Annotated in this window: 21 protein-coding genes; 5 read left to right on the top strand and 16 right to left on the bottom strand. The window is 61.2% G+C overall.

Going from position 1 to position 21,838, the window contains the following annotated elements; all coding sequences use genetic code 11:
- Positions 1-165: 165 nt before the first annotated feature.
- From xylA to xylF, 4 genes are all read right to left on the bottom strand, one after another.
- Positions 166-1,473 carry a xylose isomerase gene (xylA, locus tag AC2FML_RS07310; protein ID WP_496782599.1) on the bottom strand — a complete coding sequence of 436 codons (1,308 nt, stop codon included), beginning with the start codon at positions 1,471-1,473 and terminating at the stop codon, positions 166-168.
- A gap of 9 nt (positions 1,474-1,482) precedes the next feature.
- Positions 1,483-2,214: an ATP-binding cassette domain-containing protein gene (locus AC2FML_RS07305; RefSeq protein ID WP_093965003.1), complete on the bottom strand. Its 732-nt coding sequence runs from the start codon at positions 2,212-2,214 to the stop codon at positions 1,483-1,485.
- Between the two features lie 71 nt (positions 2,215-2,285).
- Positions 2,286-3,584, bottom strand: a complete 1,299-nt coding sequence (locus AC2FML_RS07300; protein ID WP_170339578.1) for a sugar ABC transporter permease — start codon at positions 3,582-3,584, stop codon at positions 2,286-2,288.
- Positions 3,585-3,647: 63 nt separating this feature from the next.
- Complete coding sequence (gene xylF, locus AC2FML_RS07295; RefSeq protein WP_093965002.1) at positions 3,648-4,667, bottom strand: D-xylose ABC transporter substrate-binding protein; 1,020 nt, start codon at positions 4,665-4,667, stop codon at positions 3,648-3,650.
- Positions 4,668-4,818: 151 nt separating this feature from the next.
- Here xylF and AC2FML_RS07290 point away from each other — a divergent pair, with 151 nt between their 5' ends.
- Together AC2FML_RS07290 and AC2FML_RS07285 are read left to right on the top strand one after the other, a co-directional pair.
- Positions 4,819-6,036: an ROK family transcriptional regulator gene (locus tag AC2FML_RS07290; protein WP_170405249.1), complete on the top strand. Its 1,218-nt coding sequence runs from the start codon at positions 4,819-4,821 to the stop codon at positions 6,034-6,036.
- Positions 6,026-7,537 carry a CRTAC1 family protein gene (locus AC2FML_RS07285; RefSeq protein ID WP_496782596.1) on the top strand — a complete coding sequence of 504 codons (1,512 nt, stop codon included), beginning with the start codon at positions 6,026-6,028 and terminating at the stop codon, positions 7,535-7,537. The genes AC2FML_RS07290 and AC2FML_RS07285 overlap by 11 nt, the downstream gene beginning before the upstream one ends.
- Here the strand turns inward: AC2FML_RS07285 and AC2FML_RS07280 are convergent, their stop codons facing one another.
- From AC2FML_RS07280 to AC2FML_RS07265, 4 genes are all read right to left on the bottom strand, one after another.
- On the bottom strand, positions 7,538-8,839 hold the full coding sequence (locus tag AC2FML_RS07280) for a cytochrome-c peroxidase (protein ID WP_496782594.1): 1,302 nt from the start codon (positions 8,837-8,839) through the stop codon (positions 7,538-7,540). It abuts the gene before it with no gap.
- Positions 8,836-9,789 (bottom strand): aldose epimerase family protein, encoded by a 954-nt coding sequence (locus AC2FML_RS07275; RefSeq protein ID WP_496782592.1) that lies wholly within the window; start codon positions 9,787-9,789, stop codon positions 8,836-8,838. Before AC2FML_RS07275 ends, AC2FML_RS07280 begins: the two co-directional genes overlap by 4 nt.
- Entirely contained in the window at positions 9,789-11,243 is a 1,455-nt protein-coding gene (gene xylB, locus AC2FML_RS07270; RefSeq protein ID WP_480695402.1) for a xylulokinase, read from the bottom strand. The genes AC2FML_RS07275 and xylB overlap by 1 nt, the downstream gene beginning before the upstream one ends.
- A 473-nt stretch (positions 11,244-11,716) precedes the next feature.
- Positions 11,717-13,210 (bottom strand): BCCT family transporter, encoded by a 1,494-nt coding sequence (locus tag AC2FML_RS07265; RefSeq protein ID WP_496736505.1) that lies wholly within the window; start codon positions 13,208-13,210, stop codon positions 11,717-11,719.
- Between the two features lie 173 nt (positions 13,211-13,383).
- Between AC2FML_RS07265 and AC2FML_RS07260 the strand changes: the two genes are divergently transcribed.
- The 3 genes from AC2FML_RS07260 to AC2FML_RS07250 all read left to right on the top strand — a co-directional run bounded on the left by AC2FML_RS07260 (position 13,384) and on the right by AC2FML_RS07250 (position 15,296).
- Complete coding sequence (locus AC2FML_RS07260) at positions 13,384-14,466, top strand: AI-2E family transporter (RefSeq protein WP_496782590.1); 1,083 nt, start codon at positions 13,384-13,386, stop codon at positions 14,464-14,466.
- Positions 14,467-14,538: 72 nt separating this feature from the next.
- The gene (locus AC2FML_RS07255; protein ID WP_496782589.1) at positions 14,539-14,814 is read left to right on the top strand and encodes a hypothetical protein; all 276 of its coding nucleotides are present in this window, start codon (positions 14,539-14,541) and stop codon (positions 14,812-14,814) included.
- Between the two features lie 11 nt (positions 14,815-14,825).
- On the top strand, positions 14,826-15,296 hold the full coding sequence (locus tag AC2FML_RS07250) for a phage holin family protein (protein ID WP_170441317.1): 471 nt from the start codon (positions 14,826-14,828) through the stop codon (positions 15,294-15,296).
- 14 nt (positions 15,297-15,310) lie between these two features.
- Here AC2FML_RS07250 and AC2FML_RS07245 read toward each other — a convergent pair whose 3' ends face one another.
- From AC2FML_RS07245 to napF, 8 genes are read right to left on the bottom strand one after another with little or no spacing between them, the layout of a single operon-like run.
- Positions 15,311-15,568, bottom strand: a complete 258-nt coding sequence (locus AC2FML_RS07245) for a hypothetical protein (protein ID WP_093964456.1) — start codon at positions 15,566-15,568, stop codon at positions 15,311-15,313.
- 12 nt (positions 15,569-15,580) lie between these two features.
- A complete protein-coding gene (locus AC2FML_RS07240) occupies positions 15,581-16,276 on the bottom strand; it encodes a NapC/NirT family cytochrome c (RefSeq protein WP_170356964.1) in 696 nt (231 codons plus the stop codon).
- A 30-nt stretch (positions 16,277-16,306) separates the two neighbouring features.
- Positions 16,307-16,744, bottom strand: coding sequence for a nitrate reductase cytochrome c-type subunit (locus AC2FML_RS07235; RefSeq protein ID WP_170339556.1), 438 nt, complete (start codon positions 16,742-16,744; stop codon positions 16,307-16,309).
- A gap of 12 nt (positions 16,745-16,756) precedes the next feature.
- Positions 16,757-17,674 (bottom strand): quinol dehydrogenase ferredoxin subunit NapH, encoded by a 918-nt coding sequence (napH, locus tag AC2FML_RS07230; protein WP_170451190.1) that lies wholly within the window; start codon positions 17,672-17,674, stop codon positions 16,757-16,759.
- Positions 17,671-18,489: a ferredoxin-type protein NapG gene (gene napG / locus AC2FML_RS07225; protein WP_496782586.1), complete on the bottom strand. Its 819-nt coding sequence runs from the start codon at positions 18,487-18,489 to the stop codon at positions 17,671-17,673. The genes napH and napG overlap by 4 nt, the downstream gene beginning before the upstream one ends.
- A gap of 27 nt (positions 18,490-18,516) precedes the next feature.
- Positions 18,517-21,009 (bottom strand): nitrate reductase catalytic subunit NapA, encoded by a 2,493-nt coding sequence (napA, locus tag AC2FML_RS07220; RefSeq protein WP_170365082.1) that lies wholly within the window; start codon positions 21,007-21,009, stop codon positions 18,517-18,519.
- On the bottom strand, positions 21,006-21,299 hold the full coding sequence (locus AC2FML_RS07215) for a chaperone NapD (protein ID WP_170365080.1): 294 nt from the start codon (positions 21,297-21,299) through the stop codon (positions 21,006-21,008). The genes napA and AC2FML_RS07215 overlap by 4 nt, the downstream gene beginning before the upstream one ends.
- Complete coding sequence (napF, locus tag AC2FML_RS07210; RefSeq protein WP_170434145.1) at positions 21,296-21,808, bottom strand: ferredoxin-type protein NapF; 513 nt, start codon at positions 21,806-21,808, stop codon at positions 21,296-21,298. Before napF ends, AC2FML_RS07215 begins: the two co-directional genes overlap by 4 nt.
- Between the last annotated feature and the right edge of the window lie 30 nt (positions 21,809-21,838).

Here is a 21,838-nt window from a genome sequence, read left to right as displayed (position 1 = left end):
AGGCACGCGGGTCGATCGGGGGCACCCGCCGCGGAGGACCGGCGCCCACAACACGCATTCGAATATGGCCCGGTGGTGCACAGTCGGTCTTAAGTCATGAATGCCGGCTGATTAAACCGAACCAGTCTTAGGCTTCCGGGCGCGGAACCGTTGAACCTTTAGCCGTCAGACAAACCTGTTGACGTAGTTCTCCAAGCGCTCCTGCCTTCCGGATCGAGGCTCGGGATTGATACCTTCGGCCAACACTCGAGCCGCGATTTCATCCAGCGATGAGGCAAGCATGGATTGCGCCTCCGGGCTGCCCCATCCGGAGTATCTGTCGGTCAACGCGGCATCAAGCCCGCCATCCTCGATCATCGCGGCGGCGGCCTTCAACCCGCGGGCACAGACGTCCATGCCGCCCACATGCGCCGCGACAAGATCCTCGGGGTCGATCGACTGGCGGCGGATCTTGGCGTCGAAATTCGTGCCCCCGGTCGAAAACCCTCCGGCCTTGAGGATGTAGTAGTAGGCCAACGCGACTTCGGGCACGTTGTTGGGAAACTGGTCGGTGTCCCATCCAGATTGATAATCGTTCCGGTTCATGTCGATCGAACCCAGCATACCCTCGGCCGCCGCCACGGCGATCTCATGTTCAAAGCTGTGGCCAGCCAGGATCGCGTGGCCCTGTTCCAGGTTCAGCTTCACTTCGTCTTCCAGCCCGTATTTCCTGAGAAACCCGATGCAGGTTGCGGCGTCGTAGTCGTACTGGTGCTTGGAGGGTTCCTGTGGCTTCGGCTCGACCAGGATGGTGCCCTTGAACCCGATCTTGTGCTTGTAGTCGACCACCATGTTCAGGAACCGTCCCATATGGTCCAGTTCCAGCCCCAGATCGGTGTTCAGCAACGTCTCGTAGCCTTCGCGCCCGCCCCACAACACATAGTTCTCGCCGCCCAGCTTGTGGGTCGCATCCATACAGGATTTCACGGTTGCTGCGGCAAAGGCAAAGACGTCCGGATCAGGGTTCGTGCTGGCACCCCCCATCCAGCGGCGATGGCTGAACATGTTGGCGGTCCCCCAAAGCAGCTTGGTTCCCGACGCCTGCATCTTTTCACCGATATAGTCGGTGATTTCCTCGAGCGTGCGCAGGTTTTCGGCAAAGCTGCCCTGTTCGGGGCGAATATCCGCGTCGTGCCAGCAGAAATAGGGCTGTCCCAGTATTTCAAACATCTCAAAGGCGACATCGGCCTTCATCCGGGCGCGTCCCATGTCGTCTTGCGGGTGCCACGGGCGGACAAGGGTCGGACCACCGAACGGGTCTCCGCCCTCCCATGCGAAAGAGTGCCACCAGGCGACGGCAAAGCGCAGATGGTCCTCCATGCGCTTGCCCAACACCACTTCGTCCGGGTCATAGTGACGGAACGCCAGCGGGTTCCGACTGTCTACGCCTTCGTACTCAACCTTTTCGATACCCTCGAAGAAACCGCTTGTCATACCTGCCCCCTATTCCGAGTTTTGCCCGGGCTGCTTGCCCAGAATGATCATCGACAGCAGATCGTCGTCGGTCACGTCCGCGATATCGACCGTGCCGACCAGCTTGCCGTTCTTCATGACCGAGGCCCGATCACACAAATCCATGACCGCATGGACATCATGGTCGATCAGGAAAATTCCGATCCCCTGCGCCTTTAGCTGGTGAATCAGATCGGCCACCATCTGCGTCTCGTGCGGGCCCAAGGCGGCCGTCGGTTCGTCCATGATCAGGATGCGGGCGTTGAAATAGACAGCCCGCGCGATGGCCACCGACTGTCTCTGGCCACCGGACAGAGCCGAAACCGGATCGTTGAACTTTTGAAAATTGGGGTTCAGCTGCGCCATGATCTTACGGCATTCGGCCTCCATCGCCGCGTCGTTGACCAGACCGAAAGGCGTAGTCATTTCGCGTCCCAGGAACAGGTTCGAGGTGGCGTCCAGATTGTCGGCCAGGGCCAAGGTCTGGTAGATTGTCTCGATATTGTTGGCCCGCGCGTCGCGCGGATTGTTGATCTCGACCGGCTTGCCATCGATCAGGATCTGCCCGTGGTCCATCTGATAGGCTCCGGACAGGACCTTGATCAGCGTCGATTTGCCAGCCCCGTTGTGCCCCAGCAATCCCACCACCTCGCCGGGATACAGATCGACCGAGACCTGGTCGACGGCCTTGATCCCGCCGAACGAGATCGAAATGTCTCGCATCTCGACCAGAGGTGGTTGCCCGGAACCGCGACCGGATGCCGGCGGCGTTTTCTGAGTTTCCTGCGCTTGCGTCATTTTCCACCCAATCGCTTGCGATAGACGATGTCGATATAGACGGCCAGAACCAGCACGCTGCCGACGACGATGTTCTGGAACGGCGCATCCACGCCGACCATGGCCATGCCCGACTGCAGCGCCTGCATGATCAACGCACCAAGAATCGCGCCATAGATGGTGCCGATGCCGCCAGACAGGGCGGTTCCGCCAATGACCGCAGCCGCAATCACTCGCAGTTCGTCCAGTGTTCCGATGTCATTGGAATGGTTGGCCAGCCGCGCCGAGGCGACCACTGCCGAAACCGCGCACAGGAAACCCATCAGCGCAAAGATCTTGACGGTCAGCAGGCGGGTATTGATACCCGACAGCTCGGCTGCGTCCGGGTTGCCGCCGGTCGCGAAGATATAGCGCCCAAAACGGGTTTTGCGGGCCACGACCGTCAGGGTCACGGCGACAATGATCAGGATCAGGACCGAGATCGGGATGCCGTATCCGACGATCAGGCCCTCGGGCATCGTCTCGCCGCGGGCTTCGAACATACGCTGCAACCGGCGCGTCGGAATGGCATAGCTGTTCAGGATGTACACATATCCCAGGATGCTTGCGGCAATGATCCCGGCGAGCGTTGCCTCGGCCCAGACGGGTTTGACCGGGAAGCCATGCGCCGCCTTGGCCCGGCGGCTGCCCCACAGCGCCCAGATCGCAATGGCCGCCGCAAACAACCCGAACAGCCAGCTTGCCGTTGTTCCCAAGGTTCCGTTCGTTCCCCCGAACATCAGGAAATTGCTGTCCAGCGGCCCGATTGTCTGCCCGCTTGTCAGATACCAGGCGACGTTGCGCCAGACCAGAAAGCCACCCAAAGTCACGATGAACGCCGGAATGGTCAGGTAGCCGACCATCCAGCCATGAAACGCTCCGATCAGCGTTCCGATGGCAAGACCGACCAGAATGGTGATGATCCAGGTGGCGGGATGGTCCAGACCCATCCCCAACACGCGCGGCAACAACTCGGTCTGCGTCATGGCCATCACCGCCGAGGTGGTCGCCAGCAAAGCGCCAACGGACAGGTCGATGTGACGGGTTACGATGATGAACACCATACCGCAGGCCATGATCGCCACCGAAACCGATTGGATCGACAGGTTGAAGAGGTTGCGGGGCGTCAGGAACCGTCCGTCAGTGACGATATTGAACCCGATGCACAGGATCACGAATGCGCCGATCATACCCAAAAGCCGCATGTCCAGTTCCAGCTGTTGGAACAGGCTTGGCTTGGTTTTCTGAGGTATCGGCTGAGACGAAGTTTCGGTCATTTCCGATCTTTCAAATTCAGCATTCGTCCCCGGCCCGCCCATGCAGGCCGGGGACTTTGGAGTTTAGTTGCAGGGTGCGGGGCCGTTCTCGACGCCTTGGCACAGATCTTCCAGCGCGATCCATCCGGCATCCACAACAACCGACAGATTGTCCTTGGTAATCGGAACCGGAGCTAGGAAGACAGAATTCATCGTCGTTCCACCCGGCGAGGTCCAGCTGACTACTCCGTCGATTTCCGACGGGTCGGTGCCACTGCTGAGTGCGACGGCAATCTCGCCGGCTGCCTTGCCCAGCTCGCGTGCGTCCTTCCAGACGGAAACGGTCTGCGTACCCAAGGCCACGCGGTTCAGCGCGGCGTGATCGCCATCCTGACCCGACACTGGGATACCTTCCATGCCCTGCGCAGTCAGCGCCGCGACAACACCACCTGCGGTCCCGTCATTCGACGCGACAACCGCATCGACCTTGTTTTCATTGGCGGTCAGGATCTGTTCCATGTTCCGCTGCGCATTCGCGGGCAACCAGCCATCAGTATAGGCTTCACCGACGATCACGATGTCACCGCTGTCCAGCGCCGCCTGAAGGATTTCCTGCTGACCACCGCGCAGGAAGTCCGCGTTCGGATCCGTAGGCGAACCCTTGATCATGACGTAGTTGCCCTTGGGCATCGCCTCGTACACGGCGCGCGCCTGCATGCGTCCCACTTCGACATTGTCGAAGGTCAGGTAGAAGGCGCGATCGTCCTCGATCAGGCGGTCGTAGGCGATGACGGGAATGCCCTCATCCGCGGCGGCCTGTACGGCCGGACCGATGGCCTGCGCGTCCTGCGCCAGAATGATCAGAGCGTCCACACCCTGTGCGATCAAGCTTTCGATGTCGGACAGCTGCTTGGCCGAGGACGACTGGGCGTCCGCCGAGATATATTCGGCCCCACCGGCCTCAAGCGCAGACTTGATTGCCGCTTCGTCCGTCTTCCAGCGCTCTTCCTGAAAGTTGGACCAGCTTACGCCGACGACCGGCTCGGCAAAGACAGCCGAGCCAACCATGGCAACAGCAGCTGAAAAGCTGAGAATTCGTTTCATGATTTCCTCCCGTTGATGGGGCCATCGCGTCATGATTCGCGGCCCTCGTATTTCTGCGTATCATAATTATTTCAGCGGGTAAAATATTTACTCTGTTCGTGAACCCCAAATCCCAATAGATTGAGGCCAACAGAAGATTCGCGGAGACAAGATGCTGAAAAGCAAGGCTTCTCAAAACTCGCTGGACCAACGGAATGCCACGCGCCTGCGGGTGTTGGAGCATATCCGGACCAAGGGGTCGATTTCGCGGATCGACATCGCATCGGCCCTGCAGACCAGCCCGGCGACCGTCACCGCCGCAACCGCTGACCTGATTTCCGCCGGCCTGGTCCGAGAGACCGAAGGCGAGGCGCATTCCAAATCGGCCAAACGCGGGCGGCCGCGGGTTCTTCTGCAACTGGACGGGCCCTCCTATCTTGTGGCGGGCCTCAAGGTCGCGCGTCAGGTCATCTCGGTCATCCTGGTCGATTTCGAAGGCAACGAAGTCACCTCGCACATGTACGCCCTGCAAGATGCCAGAATGTCTCCGCGCGATTTCGTCCGCACCGTGCGCCTTGCGCTTGAGGAGACCTGCGCAAAGATCGACCGTACGATCGACGGGCTTTCAGGTGTTTCCATAGGCATCGCCGGTTTGGTCGATGCCGAGAGGAATTTCGTGCACTGGTCATCTTCGATCACCGAGCGCAATGTGAACTTCGCCGCGTTTCTGGACGAAGGCCTGCCTTGCCCGGCCTTCATCGAGAACGATGCGAACCTGGTGGCCAAGGCCGAACAGCTGTTCGGGCTGGGCAAGGGCCTGTCGAACTTTCTTGTCGTCACGATCGAGCACGGTGTCGGACTGGGCATCGTTCTGGACGGCAAGCTGTTCCGGGGCAACCACGGCTGCGGGGCCGAATTCGGGCACGCCAAGGTCCAGTTGGACGGGGCGCTGTGCCAATGCGGGCAACGGGGATGCCTCGAGGCCTATGTCGGCGACTATGCCTTGATCCGAGAAATGACCGTCGCCGGGCAAAGCAGCGCGCTGGAAACCGTTTCCGACATTCACGAACGCGCGCACGCCGGAGACCAACGAGCCGTTTCCGTTCTGGCCCGCGCGGGCCAGATGTTCGGCTTGGGCCTGTCCAACCTCATCAATCTGTTTGCCCCCGATTGCATCATTCTGTCCGGAGCCCAGGTCAGCTTTGAGCACCTATGTTCGGACGACGTGATGGCGCGCATTCGAAACGGAGTTGTGAATGTCGACACCGCCCTGCCCGAGATCAAGGTGCATCATTGGGGCGACCTCATGTGGGCCAAGGGCGCGGCGGCCTACGGGATCGAACAAGTGTCGATCCTGAAGGTGCAGGAGATCGCAGCCCATGCGAGCTGAACTCGCTTTGGTGGCGGCCCTCGCCACGACCGCCAGTGCCGATCCTGCCATCCCCCGGTATCAACCGATCGACGTTCCCTCTCATGTCTATGACGGCGGTTGGGAGCATTTCGTGGGTGGCGGCGTCGCGGTTTTCGACTGCAGCGGGGACGGCTTGCCGGAACTCTTCCTTGCTGGTGGGGCGAACCCATCGCAGCTGTTCCGAAACACCTCTCAGGCGCAAATCTCCTTTCAGGCAAATACGCCAGAGCCGCTGTCCCTGACAGGTGTGACCGGCGCCTACCCGATGGACATCGACGGCGATACCATCCTGGACCTTGTGGTTCTGCGCGTTGGGGCGGACCTGTTGCTCAAAGGTGAGCCCGATTGCCAGTTCAGCCCTTTCGCGGGGCTTGGGTTTCACTCCGATGACCACTGGACCACGGCCTTCTCTGCAACATGGGAACCCGGACAGACACTGCCCACTCTCGCCTTCGGAACCTATGTGGACAGCGACAATCCGAATGGCCCATTCGAGGCCTGCGGCCCCACTCTGCTGTACCGCCCACTTGGCGAAACCTATGGCCCGCCCGTTCGGCTGGAACCCGGATACTGTGCACTGTCGGCTTTGTTCTCGGATTGGGGCCGGACCGGGCGCGCGGATCTGCGGATCAGCAACGATCGGCACTACTATGTCCGTGACGGACAGGAACAGATGTGGGCGATGGAAGAAACTCCGCGCCTGTATGATCAGGCAGAAGGCTGGTTGCCCTACTCGATCTGGGGCATGGGCATCGCGTCGCGCGATCTGACGGGGGATGGCTATCCCGATGTCTACCTGACCTCGATGGGAGATCAGAAATTCCAGATTTTCGACCCCGAAGCCGGCGGTCCCACATGGCGTGATGCGACCTATGACAAGGGCACGACTGCACATCGGCCGCACATCGGCGCGGACGGGCGACCATCGACCGGATGGCACGCGCAATTCGCGGATGTGAACAACGATGGGCGTGACGACATTTTCGTCGCGAAGGGCAATGTCGAACAAATGCCGGATGCGGCGCAGGACGACCCCAACAGCCTGTTGCTGCAGCTGGAATCCGGTCAGTTTTTCGAATCTGCGGCTGGGGCCGGTGTGGCGTCGATGGCAAAATCTCGCGGCGCCGCGCTGCATGATCTGAACAATGACGGCTGGTTGGACCTGGTTGTGGTCAATCGCGGATCACCCGCCGAAATCTATGAGAACCAGCCCGCAACAGGGAATTGGGTCATGGTGGATCTGGGCCAGCACGACGCCAATTCGCAAGCCATCGGCGCCTTCGTCGAAGTCCGGGCCGCTGCCGGAATTCAGACCCGCGAGATCACGATCGGCGGAGGCCATGCCAGCGGGATGGCAGGGCCGCATCATTTCGGTCTGGGCAATGCCAAGACCGTGGACATTCGTGTCGTCTGGCCCGGCGGAGACCGCTCGGACTGGGAGACATACGACACCAACCGGATCATCCGACTGCGGCGCTGATCACTTGTCGACTGGCAGCCCACTGGGCACCCGCTCTGGTACACCCAGCCGTTCGGCAGGATCCTCCAGCGCGGCCAGAAAACTGAGGATGTCGTCAATCTCTGCATCTGACAGAGCAATCGGTCGCAGTTCGTTGGCCGCGGCGATGGCATCGACCAAGGCCGGATCCTGTAGCGGCCGTTGATCATCGGCTCCGGGAAAGACAGGCAGCTCTGCCATGTCGATCGAGTAGCGCCGCAACGCGCCTTCGGGGTCAAGGTGGTGCCTAACCACGTCCTCGAGCCGAGCATAGGCGCCATCGTGGCCATAGGGCGCAGTCAGCGTCACATTGCGCAGCGACGGTGTCCGGAACGCAAACGCATCTTCGGCTGCTCCGGTTACGCGCAGTCGACCATCATCCCGGACGTGGTTTTCAAAACGAGCAGCTTTTCCCGGGCCGATCTGCGGCATCGCGATCGCATGAAACCCGTGGTCAGTCTGAAACCACCCCGAATGGCACGATCCGCAACCGGCCTTGCCGTAAAACAGCTGCATGCCGCGCGCCGCGTCGGGCGGCAGAGGTTCCTCTCCGCGCATCGCGCGATCAAAGGGGCTGTTGTCGGCACGCCATTCAAAGGCGATGAAGTCGGCAATCGCGTTGGCGATGGCTACGAACGAGACCTCCTTTTCGGGGGTAACGTCGCGGAACATCCTTTGATATTCCGGAACCGAAGCCACCCGCGCGGCGATCAGGTCCCATGCACCACCCTGTTGCGTCAGAAGGCCCAGCCGCACCGCCTTGCTGATCGGGTTTTCCGAGTAGTGTCCGGCCATCTCATCCGGCGACAGAACCGGGAACATGGCCTGAGCCGCCAGTGCCGAGCGGAACCCCGGCCGCATATGCTGCCCCAACGGTGTTCTGATGCCGAAAGGTTGCTCTGGATCATCCTCGAGCCTGCCGTCGTGAAAAAACGTCGTGAACTCGGTCGCGCCAAGGTTCCAGAGGGCCGGGGAATTGCGCGGGATGCGCTGTTCGGGCAGGTTGTCAGACCCAAGCCCGCGGGCGCTGCCCAGCCCAATCCCGCCTTCTCCGATGCCCAGCGACATCCCGTCCGAGGTCCCGAACCTTGGGTGGTGGCAGGTGGCGCAACTGATGTTTTCGTTTCCCGACAGGATCGGGTCGTAGAACAGCATTTGCCCCAGTTCCACGATCGCAAGGTCGGGCTCGATGAACTCGGGAGCCGGGCCAAGGTTCTGGGCCGCTGTCCCGGTGGCAAAGCTGGCGAAAACAGCCAAGGCCGATAAGGAACGGATCACGCTCATGCCCCTGCCTCGGATATCTCAAGCATCAGCGTCTGGTGATACGGTTTCTCGGACGTACATATGATCGAGGGGAACGCGGGGACGTTCGGCGCATTCGGATAGCCCGATGGCTCGATACAGAGCCCGGCATGCGGCGCAAATGGCGCGGACAAATGGGCGGCAGAGTAGACCTGCGCCCCGGGCTGATCGGAATGGACCGTCATCGTCAATCCCGACGGCGCCGCAAGGGTGGCAACCGGTTGGGCCACCTTGCCGCCGGTGCCGAACAGGAAGAAGTGATCGAGGTCCGTGGCGGCCTGTCCGATCGGTTCGGGGGCCGCGAAATCCAGCCCGACCGATGCAGAGTCGACGATCCCGCCAGACGGTATCCCCTGATCGTCCAGTTCCAAGTGACGATCTGACGCCAACTGCAATCGGTGCTCGGAGATGCCTCGAGCGGACCCCAACGTGTAGTAGTTGTGTTGCGCGATGCTGATCGGGGTCGGCCTGTCCGGCCAGGCAGAGATCGAATATGTCAGGCGAGGGAAATCCAACCGGACCCTGACCTCGAAGCGCACAGCCCCCGGAAATCCGCCCGCGCCGTGGGGCGAGACATGGACCAGCACCGCCTCGCACGGCGAAAGCTGCTCGACCTGCCAGAACTGGCGCGAGAGCCCTTCTGCCCCCCCATGCAGCGTATTCGACCCTTCGTTCGCAATCAGCGCATGATGGGTGCCGTCCAGATCGAACCCTGCGCCGCCGATCCGGTTGGCAACCCGCCCGACGAGCGCGCCCAGATAGAACGGGTCGTTCAGGTATTCGGTCGGGTCGTCATAGCCAAGGATCAGCGGTTGGCCCTTGTACCACCACCCTTGCGTGATCGCTCCATAGCCCAGCAATGACACCCGCATGTCCCCGTCTTGCAGGACGATAACCGGGATATCAGTGCAATCAGTGCGACTTTTGTTCATCATCCAGCCAATGGCGCCAGCGCCTTGTAATACGCTCTGTATCGTCTGTAGGCGCTGTCATAGGCTTCGGTCAAATCACTCTGCGGTTCGATGATGGCGTCGATCTCTGGCGGGGTCATGATCTGTTCGGGTGTTGCGTCTCCGGCTGCGCACATGGCCAGCCGCGCGGCACCAGTCGCAGCCCCGAACGCGCTTCCCTTGGGCAGGGCCAGCGGCACATTCAGCGTGGTGGCGATGGTCTGAAGCCAGTAGCGGGACCGCGCACCGCCACCTACGGCAATCAACTGCGCCGGTTCGGTACCGGTGCTCCTCAGGGCCTCAAGGCAATCGCGCATTGCAAAACCGACACCCTCCATCACTGCCTGCACCAGATCCGTCGGCTCCGAAGCGATGTCTAGGCCCAGAAAAGCTCCTCGGATGGTGCTGTCATTATGCGGCGTCCGCTCGCCGGACAGGTAGGGCAGAAAGGTCAACGACGACGGCCCGTTTGGCTGGTCGGGCAGCGCCCCGGCCAGCGCCTCGACCGGTTGGCCTAGGTTGCGCGAAAGCCAGTTCAGGCTGTTGGTAGCCGACAGGATGACACCCATCTGAATCCATCGCCGAGGCACCGCGTGGCAAAAGCAATGAACCGCCGTCTCGGGTGCCGGTGCATAGCTGTTCCGAGCCATCAGCAGCACACCCGAGGTGCCAAGAGACAGAAACCCGGACCCCTCGTCGATGCTGCCGATACCGCAAGCGGCCGCGGCGTTGTCGCCAGCACTGCCAGCGACCACAACCGGGCCGGACAGCCCCCATTCCCGAAGCAGTTCATCCCGCAGTTCGCCACCATGGTCAGTGCCCTCGACCAGTCGCGGCATCTGATCGGGCCTCATGTGACCCAACTCCAGCGCCCTGTCCGACCAGTCTCGCGCGCCGACATCCAGCCAGGACGTTCCCGCGCTGTCGGACATGTCACTGACATATTCCCCGGTCAGCCAGAACCGCAGATAATCCTTCGGCAACAACACCATGGCCGTACGGGCGAACAGGTCGGGTTCATGGGCACGGACCCATTCCAGCTTGGGCGCGGTGAACCCGGGGAACACGATATTGCCCGTGATCTCGCGCATCCCGGGGGTCTGGTCCAACTCTTTGGCCTCTAGCGCCGATCTGGTGTCATTCCACAGAATGCACGGCCGCAGGACGGTGCCGTCCCGATCCAACAGCGTTGCGCCGTGCATGTGGCCACTCAGTCCGATCGCCCGCAGTTGCGCCAGTGCATCGCCGTTCGTCTCACGCAGCCGGCCCATGACGGTCGCGCAGGCGTCGATCCAGTCCTGCGGGGCTTGTTCGGACCATCCCGATTGCGGGTTCGACGTAGCGATCTCAGCCTCAGCCTCGGCCAGAACCTGCCCGGCCTCGTCCACAAGAATTCCCCTGAGACCAGAGGTCCCCAGATCCAAACCCAGATACACGAGACGCGCCCTCACCAACATTATTTTAGTTGGTAAAATTATTAACCGAGATCAAAAAATGTCAACACCGGAATCCGGCGCGCAAATTCATACGAGACAAATAGGGCGGAACGTTCGGCCCCACCAGGCTTCTTTGATCGGCAGCGGATCAGCCAGTACTCTGCCAATAGGCTGTTTGCGCGCTGAAGACGTAGTTCGCTGTAGTTTGCCAACTCTTGCGCATGCTGCCCTATATCTCCGAGATCAAGGCGGGAGTCTCATTGCATGACGACCGCAACATGGGGCATGGCTGAAATTCAACCTGCAAGGAAAGCGCGCGCGTTCTTTGGGTTGCGCCCATCAGGTTTGACAGATGGCGACATCCCCTTTCTCGGCGAACGGGCCTCAGGGATCCGGGCGCAGGCACAGCCAGATCAGAAAGCCCAGGTAAAGAAAGACGGTGACGTTCAGAACGGTATCCAGAAACTCGCCTGTCATGGCCCTTCCTCCCGCGCCAGCACCCGGAACAGACAGACCACCAGAACCGGAACTATGAAAACAAAGGCGATCGCCGAAATTGCGATCACAGATCGCACCAGCCCGATATCCCCGACAAAGACCATGGCAAGCCCAAGCGCACCCAGAATTGCCCCCCACACCGTGCGGATCCGGGGAGACGGGTTTTCATCACCACCGGTTCCGATCATCGCGAGGGTAAATCCGGCGCTGACAACGCTGGTGACCACAAACAGAAACGCGGCGACGATGGTCGCTGTCTGCGTCAGTCCGGACAGTGGAAACCGCTGAAGCAACGCGAATGTGGTCGCGTCAATATTCTGCTGATTGACCACGGACAAGGAACCTTGCTGCCGCAGCGCGTCAAAAAACCCAAGCCCGCCAAACACGCCAAACCAAAGAATCGAGAACAAGGTTGGCGCGACGATCACACCCAGAAGAAACGCCCGGATCGTTCGGCCCCGGGAAATCCGGGCGATGAAGATACCGACGAACGGCGACCAGGCCAGCCACCAGATCATGTAGTTCAGCGTCCAGTCCTGAAACCAGTTGACGAGGTCGTCTCCAAAGAACTCGGCCGTGGCAAACCCGGCGGGCAGAACGTGAAAAACGTATCTCCCGAAGCCGCTCACGATACCGTTCATCAGGTATGAGGTGGGGCCAAGGACCAACAGATAAATCATCATTGCGACGGCGATCAGCATCGCAGCATTGGACAGCTTGGCCATGCCGTCCCCCAGATCCCGGCGCAGAGGGATGACAAATGCCACACACATGGCGAAAAAGACCGGAAGCGTCAGAGCCGCCGAATCCGCCACGCCAAGCAATCCGGCCAACCCGGTTTGCACCTGAAACACCCCCATGGCCAGCGAGCCAGCCAAACCCACGGCAATGGCAACGATTGACAGAAGGTCAAAGCCCCAGCCCATCGCCCGAACCCACGGGGCCGACCCCAGAGCGTCGTTCAACGGCGCGCTCAGCAGCAGAGTGCCCCCACGGCGGAAGGCGAAATAGGCAATGATCAGACCGACCACCCCGTAGATTGCCCAGGCATGAAAGCCCCAGTTCAGGTAGGTTACGAACAGAGCGTTTCCGGCGGCCCTCGGATCTAGCTCGTATTTTCTGAGCTCTTCGAAATGGGTCAGCGGCTCGGCTGCACCATAAAACAGCAGCCCAACCCCCATCCCGGCCGCAAACAGCATGGCGATCCATGCGGGAGTCGAAAACTCGGGCTCGGCACCATCCGGCCCCAACCGGATGCGCCCAAAGCGCGAAAAGGCCAGAAACAGCGCAACGAACAACAGGCCGCTGGCCTCGAGCATGATGAACCAGCCCCGGCTTTCGAACTGCGTCGCAACCGCGGCAGACGCCAACCGGCCCAGCCCCGCCGGGTCGACAAGACCCCAAATCGCGATGCCTGCGCTGATCGCAAGTGCGATGACAAGCAGCGAGTTGGTCGATGTGCGGCGCATGGGCTTTGGTCCTTGGATTTGATCCAAGGCCGAGCGTAGAGACCCGTTTGCAACCTGTCCAGAAATCAACTCTTTCGAGAATTTTGTTTGAGAACAGCCGAATATCTGTGCCTAATGGCGGAACCGACCAACGGTGGCGGGCCGCAATGGTGCTGAGCCCGCAGGAGACGTGCATGGCAACTCAACCCAAGGCCGACAACCAGCGCGTGGGCAAGCCTGGGCTGACCTTCTGGTATCAGCTGGTTGTTCTGCTGTTTCTGACCATCGCGTCATTGGTGCTGGCGTCCTCGGTTCTGATACCGCTTTCCTTCGCCACACTGTTGTTTGTGCTGCTTACTGCAACATCTGACCGGATCCACCGGATCGTCATTCTGGGCCATTCCGTACCGAAATGGATGGCGCATCTTGGGGCCTTGTGCCTGATCCTGTTTGGATTGCTGATCATCCTGTCGATCCTGTCCAGCCAGGCCGGTCTGGTGTCCGAGGCTTTCCCGAAATACGAAGAGCGCCTGTCCGGTATTCTGGCAAAACTTGTCGCCCTCGTCGGCAACGAGAACTATGCCGCGGCCCAGAAGGCGCTGAGCCAGATCAACCTGTCGGGTTTTGCCGGCAGCATCATCGGGTCCGCCGGCGCCTTTCTCAGCGCCTTCTTCCTTGTACTGCTCTATGTGCCGTTCATGCTGGTTGAACGCGTGCCGATGCAAACCAAGATTGACCTCGCGATCTCGGATCCAACGCTTGCCAACAAAGTTCGCAACGTGCTGCACAGCACGTCCGCCAGCATCCAGCGCTATGTCGGGATCAAGACTTTCGTCAGCGCGCTAACCGGGTTCGGCAGCTTTTTTGTCATGTGGGCGGTTGGGTTGGATTTCGCCGAGACCTGGGCGGTTCTGGCCTTTCTGTTGAATTTCATCCCCACGGTCGGCTCGATCATCGGTGTCGCCCTGCCCTCTCTGGTCGCTCTTGTCCAGTTCGAGGAACTGAGCCCCTTCCTGATGGTGCTGTTGGGATGCGGGGCCGTGCAATTCTCGGTCGGAAATATTCTTGAGCCGACCTTGCTGGGCAAAAGCCTGAACCTGTCCCCTCTCATGGTCATACTGGCCCTGACATTCTGGACCGCGATCTGGGGCATTCCCGGTGCGCTGATGAGCGTGCCGATCACTGTCTGCATCATGATCATTCTGACCCACATTCCGGCCACGCGCCCCATCGCCATACTGATGTCGGGCGATGGCCGTGTGGGTCCCAAAGACTGATCTCGATGCCGCCAAACCGGATTATCGGCCCATCGCCCGCGCGACTGGCCGCTTGACGAAAGGACAACACCAATGGTTACCAAAGCGGAACTTGAACAGCAGGTCGCTGAGTTGAAGCGGCAGCTTGAAGAGCAGGCCGAGGACAAAAAGTCGGGCGCGCGCAAGGCGGGCGAAAAGGTGAAAGAGGCCGTCCAGGACATTCCCGATAAGTTGTCGGCCGAGTTCGAAGACTGGTCCGGTGAGATCGAGACCGCGCTGGCCGAGCTGGATGCCATGCCACACAAGAAAGCCATCATGTTCGCCCTGGGCGTTTTCGCTCTGGGCTACGTGATCGGTCGGTCCAGGTAGGAGACAGTCAGATGAGCCGCATTTCCCGAAACATTTCCATCATCCTGCGTACCGAACGGCTGATCGCTCAGCGGAACATGACCGTCTTGGCCAAACGCGCGGGCTTTTTCGCCGCAGCCGGATTGGCGGGCGGGTTGGCCATCATCATGCTGAATGTCGCGGGCTATCTTGCTCTGGCGTCAGTGATGTCCAAGCCGTTGGCTGCACTGGTCATCGCCCTGATCAACCTGATCGTGGCGCTGATACTCGCGGCTATCGCCAACTCGGTCAGCGCCGAGGCCGACACTGCGCCAGTAGCAGAACTGCGCGACATGGCGATCGGCGATATAGAGGCCGAGGTTCAAGACATGATATCAGAGGCCCGCGAGACGGTCCGCGACCTGAGAACCGTCTCACGCGACCCTCTGGGAACGCTTGCCCCCGGGTTGGTGACCATGATCGCAAGCGCCGTTCTGAAACACCTGAAGAACCGCAAAGAGTAAGCGGCGAACGTCGCTTAGACCGTCGCCCCTTTCTGGCGGATCAGACAACCAATGCTGCTGGCGCAAACACCGACCAGAACGCCGATGATCAGCTCCATGGGCTCGACCTTGGCAAAGGTCCAATGCGCGAAAGCCAGGGTTTCCAGTATGCCGATCACCGCGCCCATGGTCGCGGCCAACCACAGTTGGCGGGTCATCATGCCCACCGCAAGGCCCAGAATGCCGGGCAGGCTCAGGATGTTGCCGCCGATTGTTCCAAGAATCTCAAGCATGTCGTGCCACTCCTAGTCGGATGCGCTGTTCAGGAATGATCGGATCTCGGCCGCGCCGGTACTCTGCGCAATTTCGGTGCCGGTCACCGGATCCAGCGAGGCGACCACTTTCTGATACTCCTCCAGATAGCCCGGCGGCAGGCTGTGCGCGATGCCCTGGTGGCAGTCGATGCAGGTCATGTTCTCGTCGATCGCACGCTGATGTTCGTTGGCGGCGCGCGTTTCCTGAATGGTGAAGTCCATGTATTCGAAATTGTGGCAGTTGCGGCATTCGCGGCTGTCCGACGCCTTCATCTTTTTCCACACGGCCGAGGCCATCTTCAGGCGGTGATCCTCGTATTTCTCGGGCGTGCTGATGGTGCCGACCAGCTCGTGATAGACGTCTTTCACCGCCATGATCTTGGCTTCGATCTTGAAGCTCCATTCCTTGGGCACGTGGCAATCGGAACAGATGGCCCGTACGCCGGAATGGTTGTTGTAGTGGATCGTTTCCCGGTATTCGCCAAGGTTGGTTTCCATCGTGTGGCACGAGACGCAGAATTCTTCGGTATTCGTCATCTCAAGCGTCCAGTGGAACCCACCCCAGAACAGGATGCCGGCCAGAAAGCCCGCCAGAACCAGAAAGCCTGCGCTGAACGCGGCGGCCGGAGTCCAGATCCACGCCCAGATGCGGCCGATCAAGCCGCGCTTTTCAGGAGAGTCTGCCATATTTGGTGCTCCTTTCAGTCCAAAGCTGGATCAGTTTCCGGCCGAGGGCTGGAACAGGTTGTCGACCAGGGCCGGCGCATCCGCCTGCGGCACATGGCACTGGTTGCAGAAATACCGGGTGCCCGCGATCTGATCGAGCTCGTTGCCTTCGCGATCCAGATAGTGGGTCATCGACAGGGTCGGCGCGTTGCGCTCACCGGCCTTGGTCCAGTCGTGGCAGGACAGGCACTGATTGGTGCGGATGTCGATCTGGTACTGGTCGATCTTGTGCGGAATCAGCGGCGGCTGCTGGCGATAGTTGCGCTGCATGCGCCCTTCGATGTTGCGGTGCACATCATCTAGGATGGCCGGATCATCGATATCCACGCCTCGCAACGTGGTCACGGACGCGGATTGCGCAAAGGCAAGCCCGGTCACAAGAAGAACAGGGATCAGGGCTATTGCGCCTGTCGCTATTGATTTTTTCATCTTGGCACTCCCTTAAGCAGGTCTGGCGGCGCGCGGTTCTGGCGCGGCGGCTGGATCGGGTGGCGCGACGACGGCGTCATCGAACCGGTGGGTAAGTTTGAATACGTCGACCGAGCACACGTCGATGCAGCGGCCGCATGTGGTGCAATCGGGCGACAGGATCAGCGGGCTGGATCCCGGCTTGCCCTTCAGTGCGGGCGAGATCACCTGGTTCTCCGGACAGACCGCATAGCAATCCATGCAATCGTCACAGGCGGCGCGATTGGTCGCGCTGACCCGCAGCAGGCTCTTGGCGCCGATCAGGCCGTAGAAGGCACCGACCGGGCAGATATGGCCGCACCATCCGTGCCGGGCCACGAACAGGTCAAAGACAAAGATCGCCACGACCATCGCCCAGACAAAACCCATGCCAAAGACCAGCCCGCGGTGCAGCATGGTGATAGGGTTCACCAGTTCCCACGCAATCACGCCGGTCAGGGCTGACACGATCAGAACGGTCGCCAATATCCACAATCGGGTGCTGCGTTTGGGCTGCCAGCCTTTGGGCAGGTCCAGCCGACGGTGCAGCCAATGCGCGGCATCCGTGACCGGGTTGATCGGGCACACCCACGAGCAATAGACCCGCCCTCCGATCAGCGCATAGGCCACCAGAACGATCAGCCCGCCGATCAGCGCGGTCATTTCCGGCCAGTGGCCGGCCACCAGCCCCTGCAGCAGGATGAACGGATCGGTCAGCGGCAGCACGTCCAGCGTCAACGATCCGGCCAGCGTGCCCTTGACGATCCAGATGCCGAACCACGGTCCCAGCAGGAACAGGGCCAGAAAGAACACCTGACTGAACCGCCGCAGCAGCAGGAACCGATGAGCGCCGACCCATCCCTTGACCTCGCGGGCCTCGTGCCCGACGGGCATATGTGTCCGCGCCGTCATTGGCCTGCCCCCGGAAGGTTGTAGCCCGGTTCGTACCCGCCCGGCGCGGCAAGGTTGTCCGCGCCCGGTCCGGGCAGGCGATCGGGCAGATCGATGATGCCTTCGACAATCGGCCCGCCCTTTTCGGCCTTTTCTTCCCATCCCTTGCGATAGTGCTCGGCCGAACTGCCACGCGCCAGCCATGCGGGCAAAACCTTGATCGCCGCCTCGGGCAGAACGCAGCTTTTCTCGCAGACGCCGCAACCGGTGCAGCGGTCGGCGTGAACCGTCGGCGCAAAGATCGCGTGGTGACCGGACCGGTCATTGTGCGACAGTTCCAGCGTGATCGCCTCGTCGATGACAGGGCAGACGCGATAGCACACGTCGCAGCGCAGACCGAGGAAGTTCAGGCAGTTCTCCTGATCAACCAGAACCGCCACACCCATCTTGGCGTCGTCAATGTCCTGCAACCCCTTGTCCAGCGCTCCGGTCGGGCAGGCTGCAACACAGGGGATGTCTTCACACATCTCGCAGGGCACGTCGCGGGCGATGAAATACGGCGTACCGGTCGCCACCGCATCAACCCCCAGCTCGGCCAGCTTCAGCGTGTCATAGGGGCAATCGCGGACGCACAGCCCGCAGCGGATGCAGGCCCCCAGAAAGCCATCTTCGGGCAATGCCCCCGGCGGGCGCAAGGCCTCGGCCGGCAGGGCGCGGGCGTCGCGGGCCAGATAGGCCAGCAACGACCCGGCGACCAGACAGCCACCCGCCGCGCGCGCCGAGTCCTGCAGGAACCGGCGCCGTTGCGGCGAAAGAGGTTTGCCGACCAGAGACATCACACGCGACCTTTGCGACCCCAGCCCTTACGCCCGCTCGACCTTGCAGGCGCATTTCTTGAAGTCCGTCTCTTTCGACAGCGGACAGGTCGCATCCAGCGTCAGCTTGTTGGTCAGTTGGCCCTCGTCGAACCACGGCATGAACACGAGGCCACGCGGCACCTTGTTGCGACCACGGGTCTCGACACGGCTGATCACCTCGCCGCGGCGGGTGGACAGCACGATCTCCTGCCCGCGGCGCACGCCGCGTTCCTTGGCGTCCTCGGGGTGCATGAACACCACGGCGGCGGGGAAGGCGCGGTGCAGCTCGGGCACGCGGCGGGTCATCGACCCGGAATGCCAGTGCTCCAGCACCCGGCCGGTGCACAGCCAAAGATCGAACTCTTCGTCCGGCTCCTCTGCTGCCGGTTCGTAGGGCGCGAAGATGATCTTGGCCTTTCCGTCCTTGTGGCCATAGAATTTGACGCCAGCACCCTCAGGCACATACGAATCGTAGCCCTCGCGGAAGCGATAGAGCGTCTCTTTCCCGTCCACGACCGGCCAGCGCAAACCGCGGGCCTGGTGATAGGTTTCGAACGGTGCCAGATCGTGCCCGTGGCCGCGGCCAAAGCTGGCATATTCCTCGAACAGGCCCTTTTGGACGTAGAAGCCGAAATGCTCGGATTCGTCGTTGTGGAACCCTTCGGCGGTTTCCGACAGCGGATACTGGTCGATCTTGCCGTTGGCATACAGTACGTCGAACAGGGTCTTGCCACGATGCTCGGGCATCTTGGCCAGCAACTCTTCGTCCCAGACCTCCTCGACGGTGAAGCGTTTCGAGAACTCCATCAGCTGCCACAGGTCCGACTTGGCCTCGCCCGGGGCCTTGACCTGCTGACGCCAGAACTGGGTGCGGCGTTCGGCGTTGCCATAGGCCCCTTCTTTCTCGACCCACATGGCGGTCGGCAGGATCAGGTCGGCCGCAACGGCAGTGACCGTTGGGTACGGATCCGATACGACGATGAAGTTTTCGGGGTTGCGATAGCCGGGATAGCCTTCTTCGTTGATATTGGGGGCGGCCTGCATGTTGTTGTTGCACTGCACCCAATAGACGTTCAGATCACCATCCTTCAGCTTGCGGTTCTGCAGAACCGCGTGGAAGCCCGGTTTGGGCGGAATGGTGCCTTCGGGAATGTTCCACTTGGTCTCGGTGATCTTGCGGTGTTCATCATTGGTCACCACCATGTCGGCGGGCAGGCGGTGGGCAAAAGTGCCAACCTCGCGCGCGGTGCCACAGGCCGAAGGCTGACCGGTCAGCGAGAACGGTGAGTTGCCGGGCTCGGAGATTTTGCCCACCAGCAAGTGCACGTTGTACATCAACGAGTTCACCCAGGACCCGCGGGTGTGCTGGTTGAAGCCCATGGTCCACAGGCTCATGACCTTGCGGTTCGGGTCGGCATATTCCTTGGCCAGCTGCTCAAGCTGGTTCGCCGGTACGCCCGACAGTTCAGAGACGTATTCCAGCGTGTAGTCGGCGACCGAGGCGGCGTATTCCTCGAACGAGATCGGCTCCAGCTTGCCCGAGTCCGGGTTCGCCGCGGCCTGTTGCAGCGGGTTGGTCTCGCGCAGGCCGTAACCGATGTCGGTAGCGGTCTTGGTGATGTTGACGTGGTTCTTGACGAACTCCTCGTTCACCGCGCCGGTCTGGATGATGTGGTTTGCGATGTAGTTCAGGATCGCCAGATCGGTCTGCGGCTTGAAGATGATCCCATTGTCGGCCAGCTCGAACGAGCGGTGCTCGAAGGTCGACAGCACATGCACCTGCGCGCCCGGTTTGGTCAGGCGCGTATCGGTCAAGCGCGACCACAGGATCGGGTGCATCTCGGCCATGTTCGAGCCCCACAGCACGAAGGTGTCGGCATGCTCGAGGTCGTCATAGCAGCCCATCGGCTCATCAATGCCGAAGGTCCGCATGAAGCCCACCACGGCCGAGGCCATGCAGTGCCGCGCGTTCGGGTCGATGTTGTTCGTGCGGAACCCGGCCTTCATCAACTTGGCCGCGGCATAACCCTCCCACACGGTCCACTGTCCCGAGCCGAACATGCCCACGCTGGTCGGGCCTTTCTTGGCCAGCGCCTCTTTCCACTTCTCGGCCATCACGTCGAAGGCTTCGTCCCAGCTGACGGGCTCAAAGTCACCGTTCTTGTCATAGACGCCGTTCGATTTGCGCAATAGCGGGGTGGTCAGACGGTCCTTGCCGTACATGATCTTCGAAAGGAAGTAGCCCTTGATGCAGTTCAGCCCCCGGTTCACCGGAGCGTCCGGGTCGCCTTGCGTGGCAACCACGCGGTCGTTCTTGGTGCCCACCAGAACCGAGCAGCCCGTGCCGCAGAACCGGCAAGGTGCCTTGTCCCATCGGATGTCGGCATTGGCGACTTGGGCGGCAGCTTGGCCCGTCGCCAGCGGGATACCGGCCGCGGACGCGGTCGCGGCGGCGGCGGTTGCTTTCAGAAACGTACGGCGAGATTCGGAAATGGTCATGACAAGGGCCTCCGGCTGGAATCTTGGCTGGGAGTTTCAGGACGCGGACGGGTCTCCGCGAGATCTTCGAAATGGTGATAGGTCAGGGTCAGCGAGACGACCCCGGGGATCTGGTGCAGGTCCATGATGATCTCGGACGCCAACCGTGTCGGCGTGTCCTCGACAACGACAACGAACCGGCTGTCGTCGGATTCGGCATGGACCTCGACCCCGTCAAACGCAGTCATCGCCGACCGTGCTGCCGAGGTCTGGTCCGGCGCGACATGCACGAGGCATCCACAGATATTCATTCACGCACCTCCACTGTGGCGGGCTGGTATCTCTCAAGGGAAACGGCACCGGTCGGGCATGCGGCCGAACAGGCTCCGCAACCGACACATGATGCCAGGTCCAGGTTCACTTCGGCACGGCCTCCGGTTTTCAGGCGGAATCGGATGGCCCCTTGATCGCAGCTGTCCTGGCACACCCGGCAACTGACACCATTTGCCGAAAGGCAGGTGTCGGACACTTTCGCGCGCCACGGCCACTCGGCGAACCGGTCCAGGCTCAATGCGTCGGTCTTGCACGCGTCGGCGCAGTCTCCGCAAAAGGTGCAGCCACCCTGCTGCGGCTGAAACACCGGCAAGCCCGCGTCGTCCATAGCCAGAACTTCCTCGGGACAAACCGAGACACAGTCGCCGCATCGAGTGCAGAGATCGTGGAAGTTTTCGCGCGCCGCTCCTGGCGGCCGCTTCACGCTGTCGTCTTCGCGAGGCAGGCGTCCCGTCAGGAACGCGCGCCTGCTGGCTACTGCAGACATGTGCCGCCCACCTGTTCTAGAAACATTTGT

It is taken from the genome of Ruegeria sp. BHSC029 (assembly GCF_059613085.1).
The sequence above is the reverse complement of the archived record's forward strand: the minus strand, read 5'-3'. Positions and strand labels throughout refer to the sequence as shown.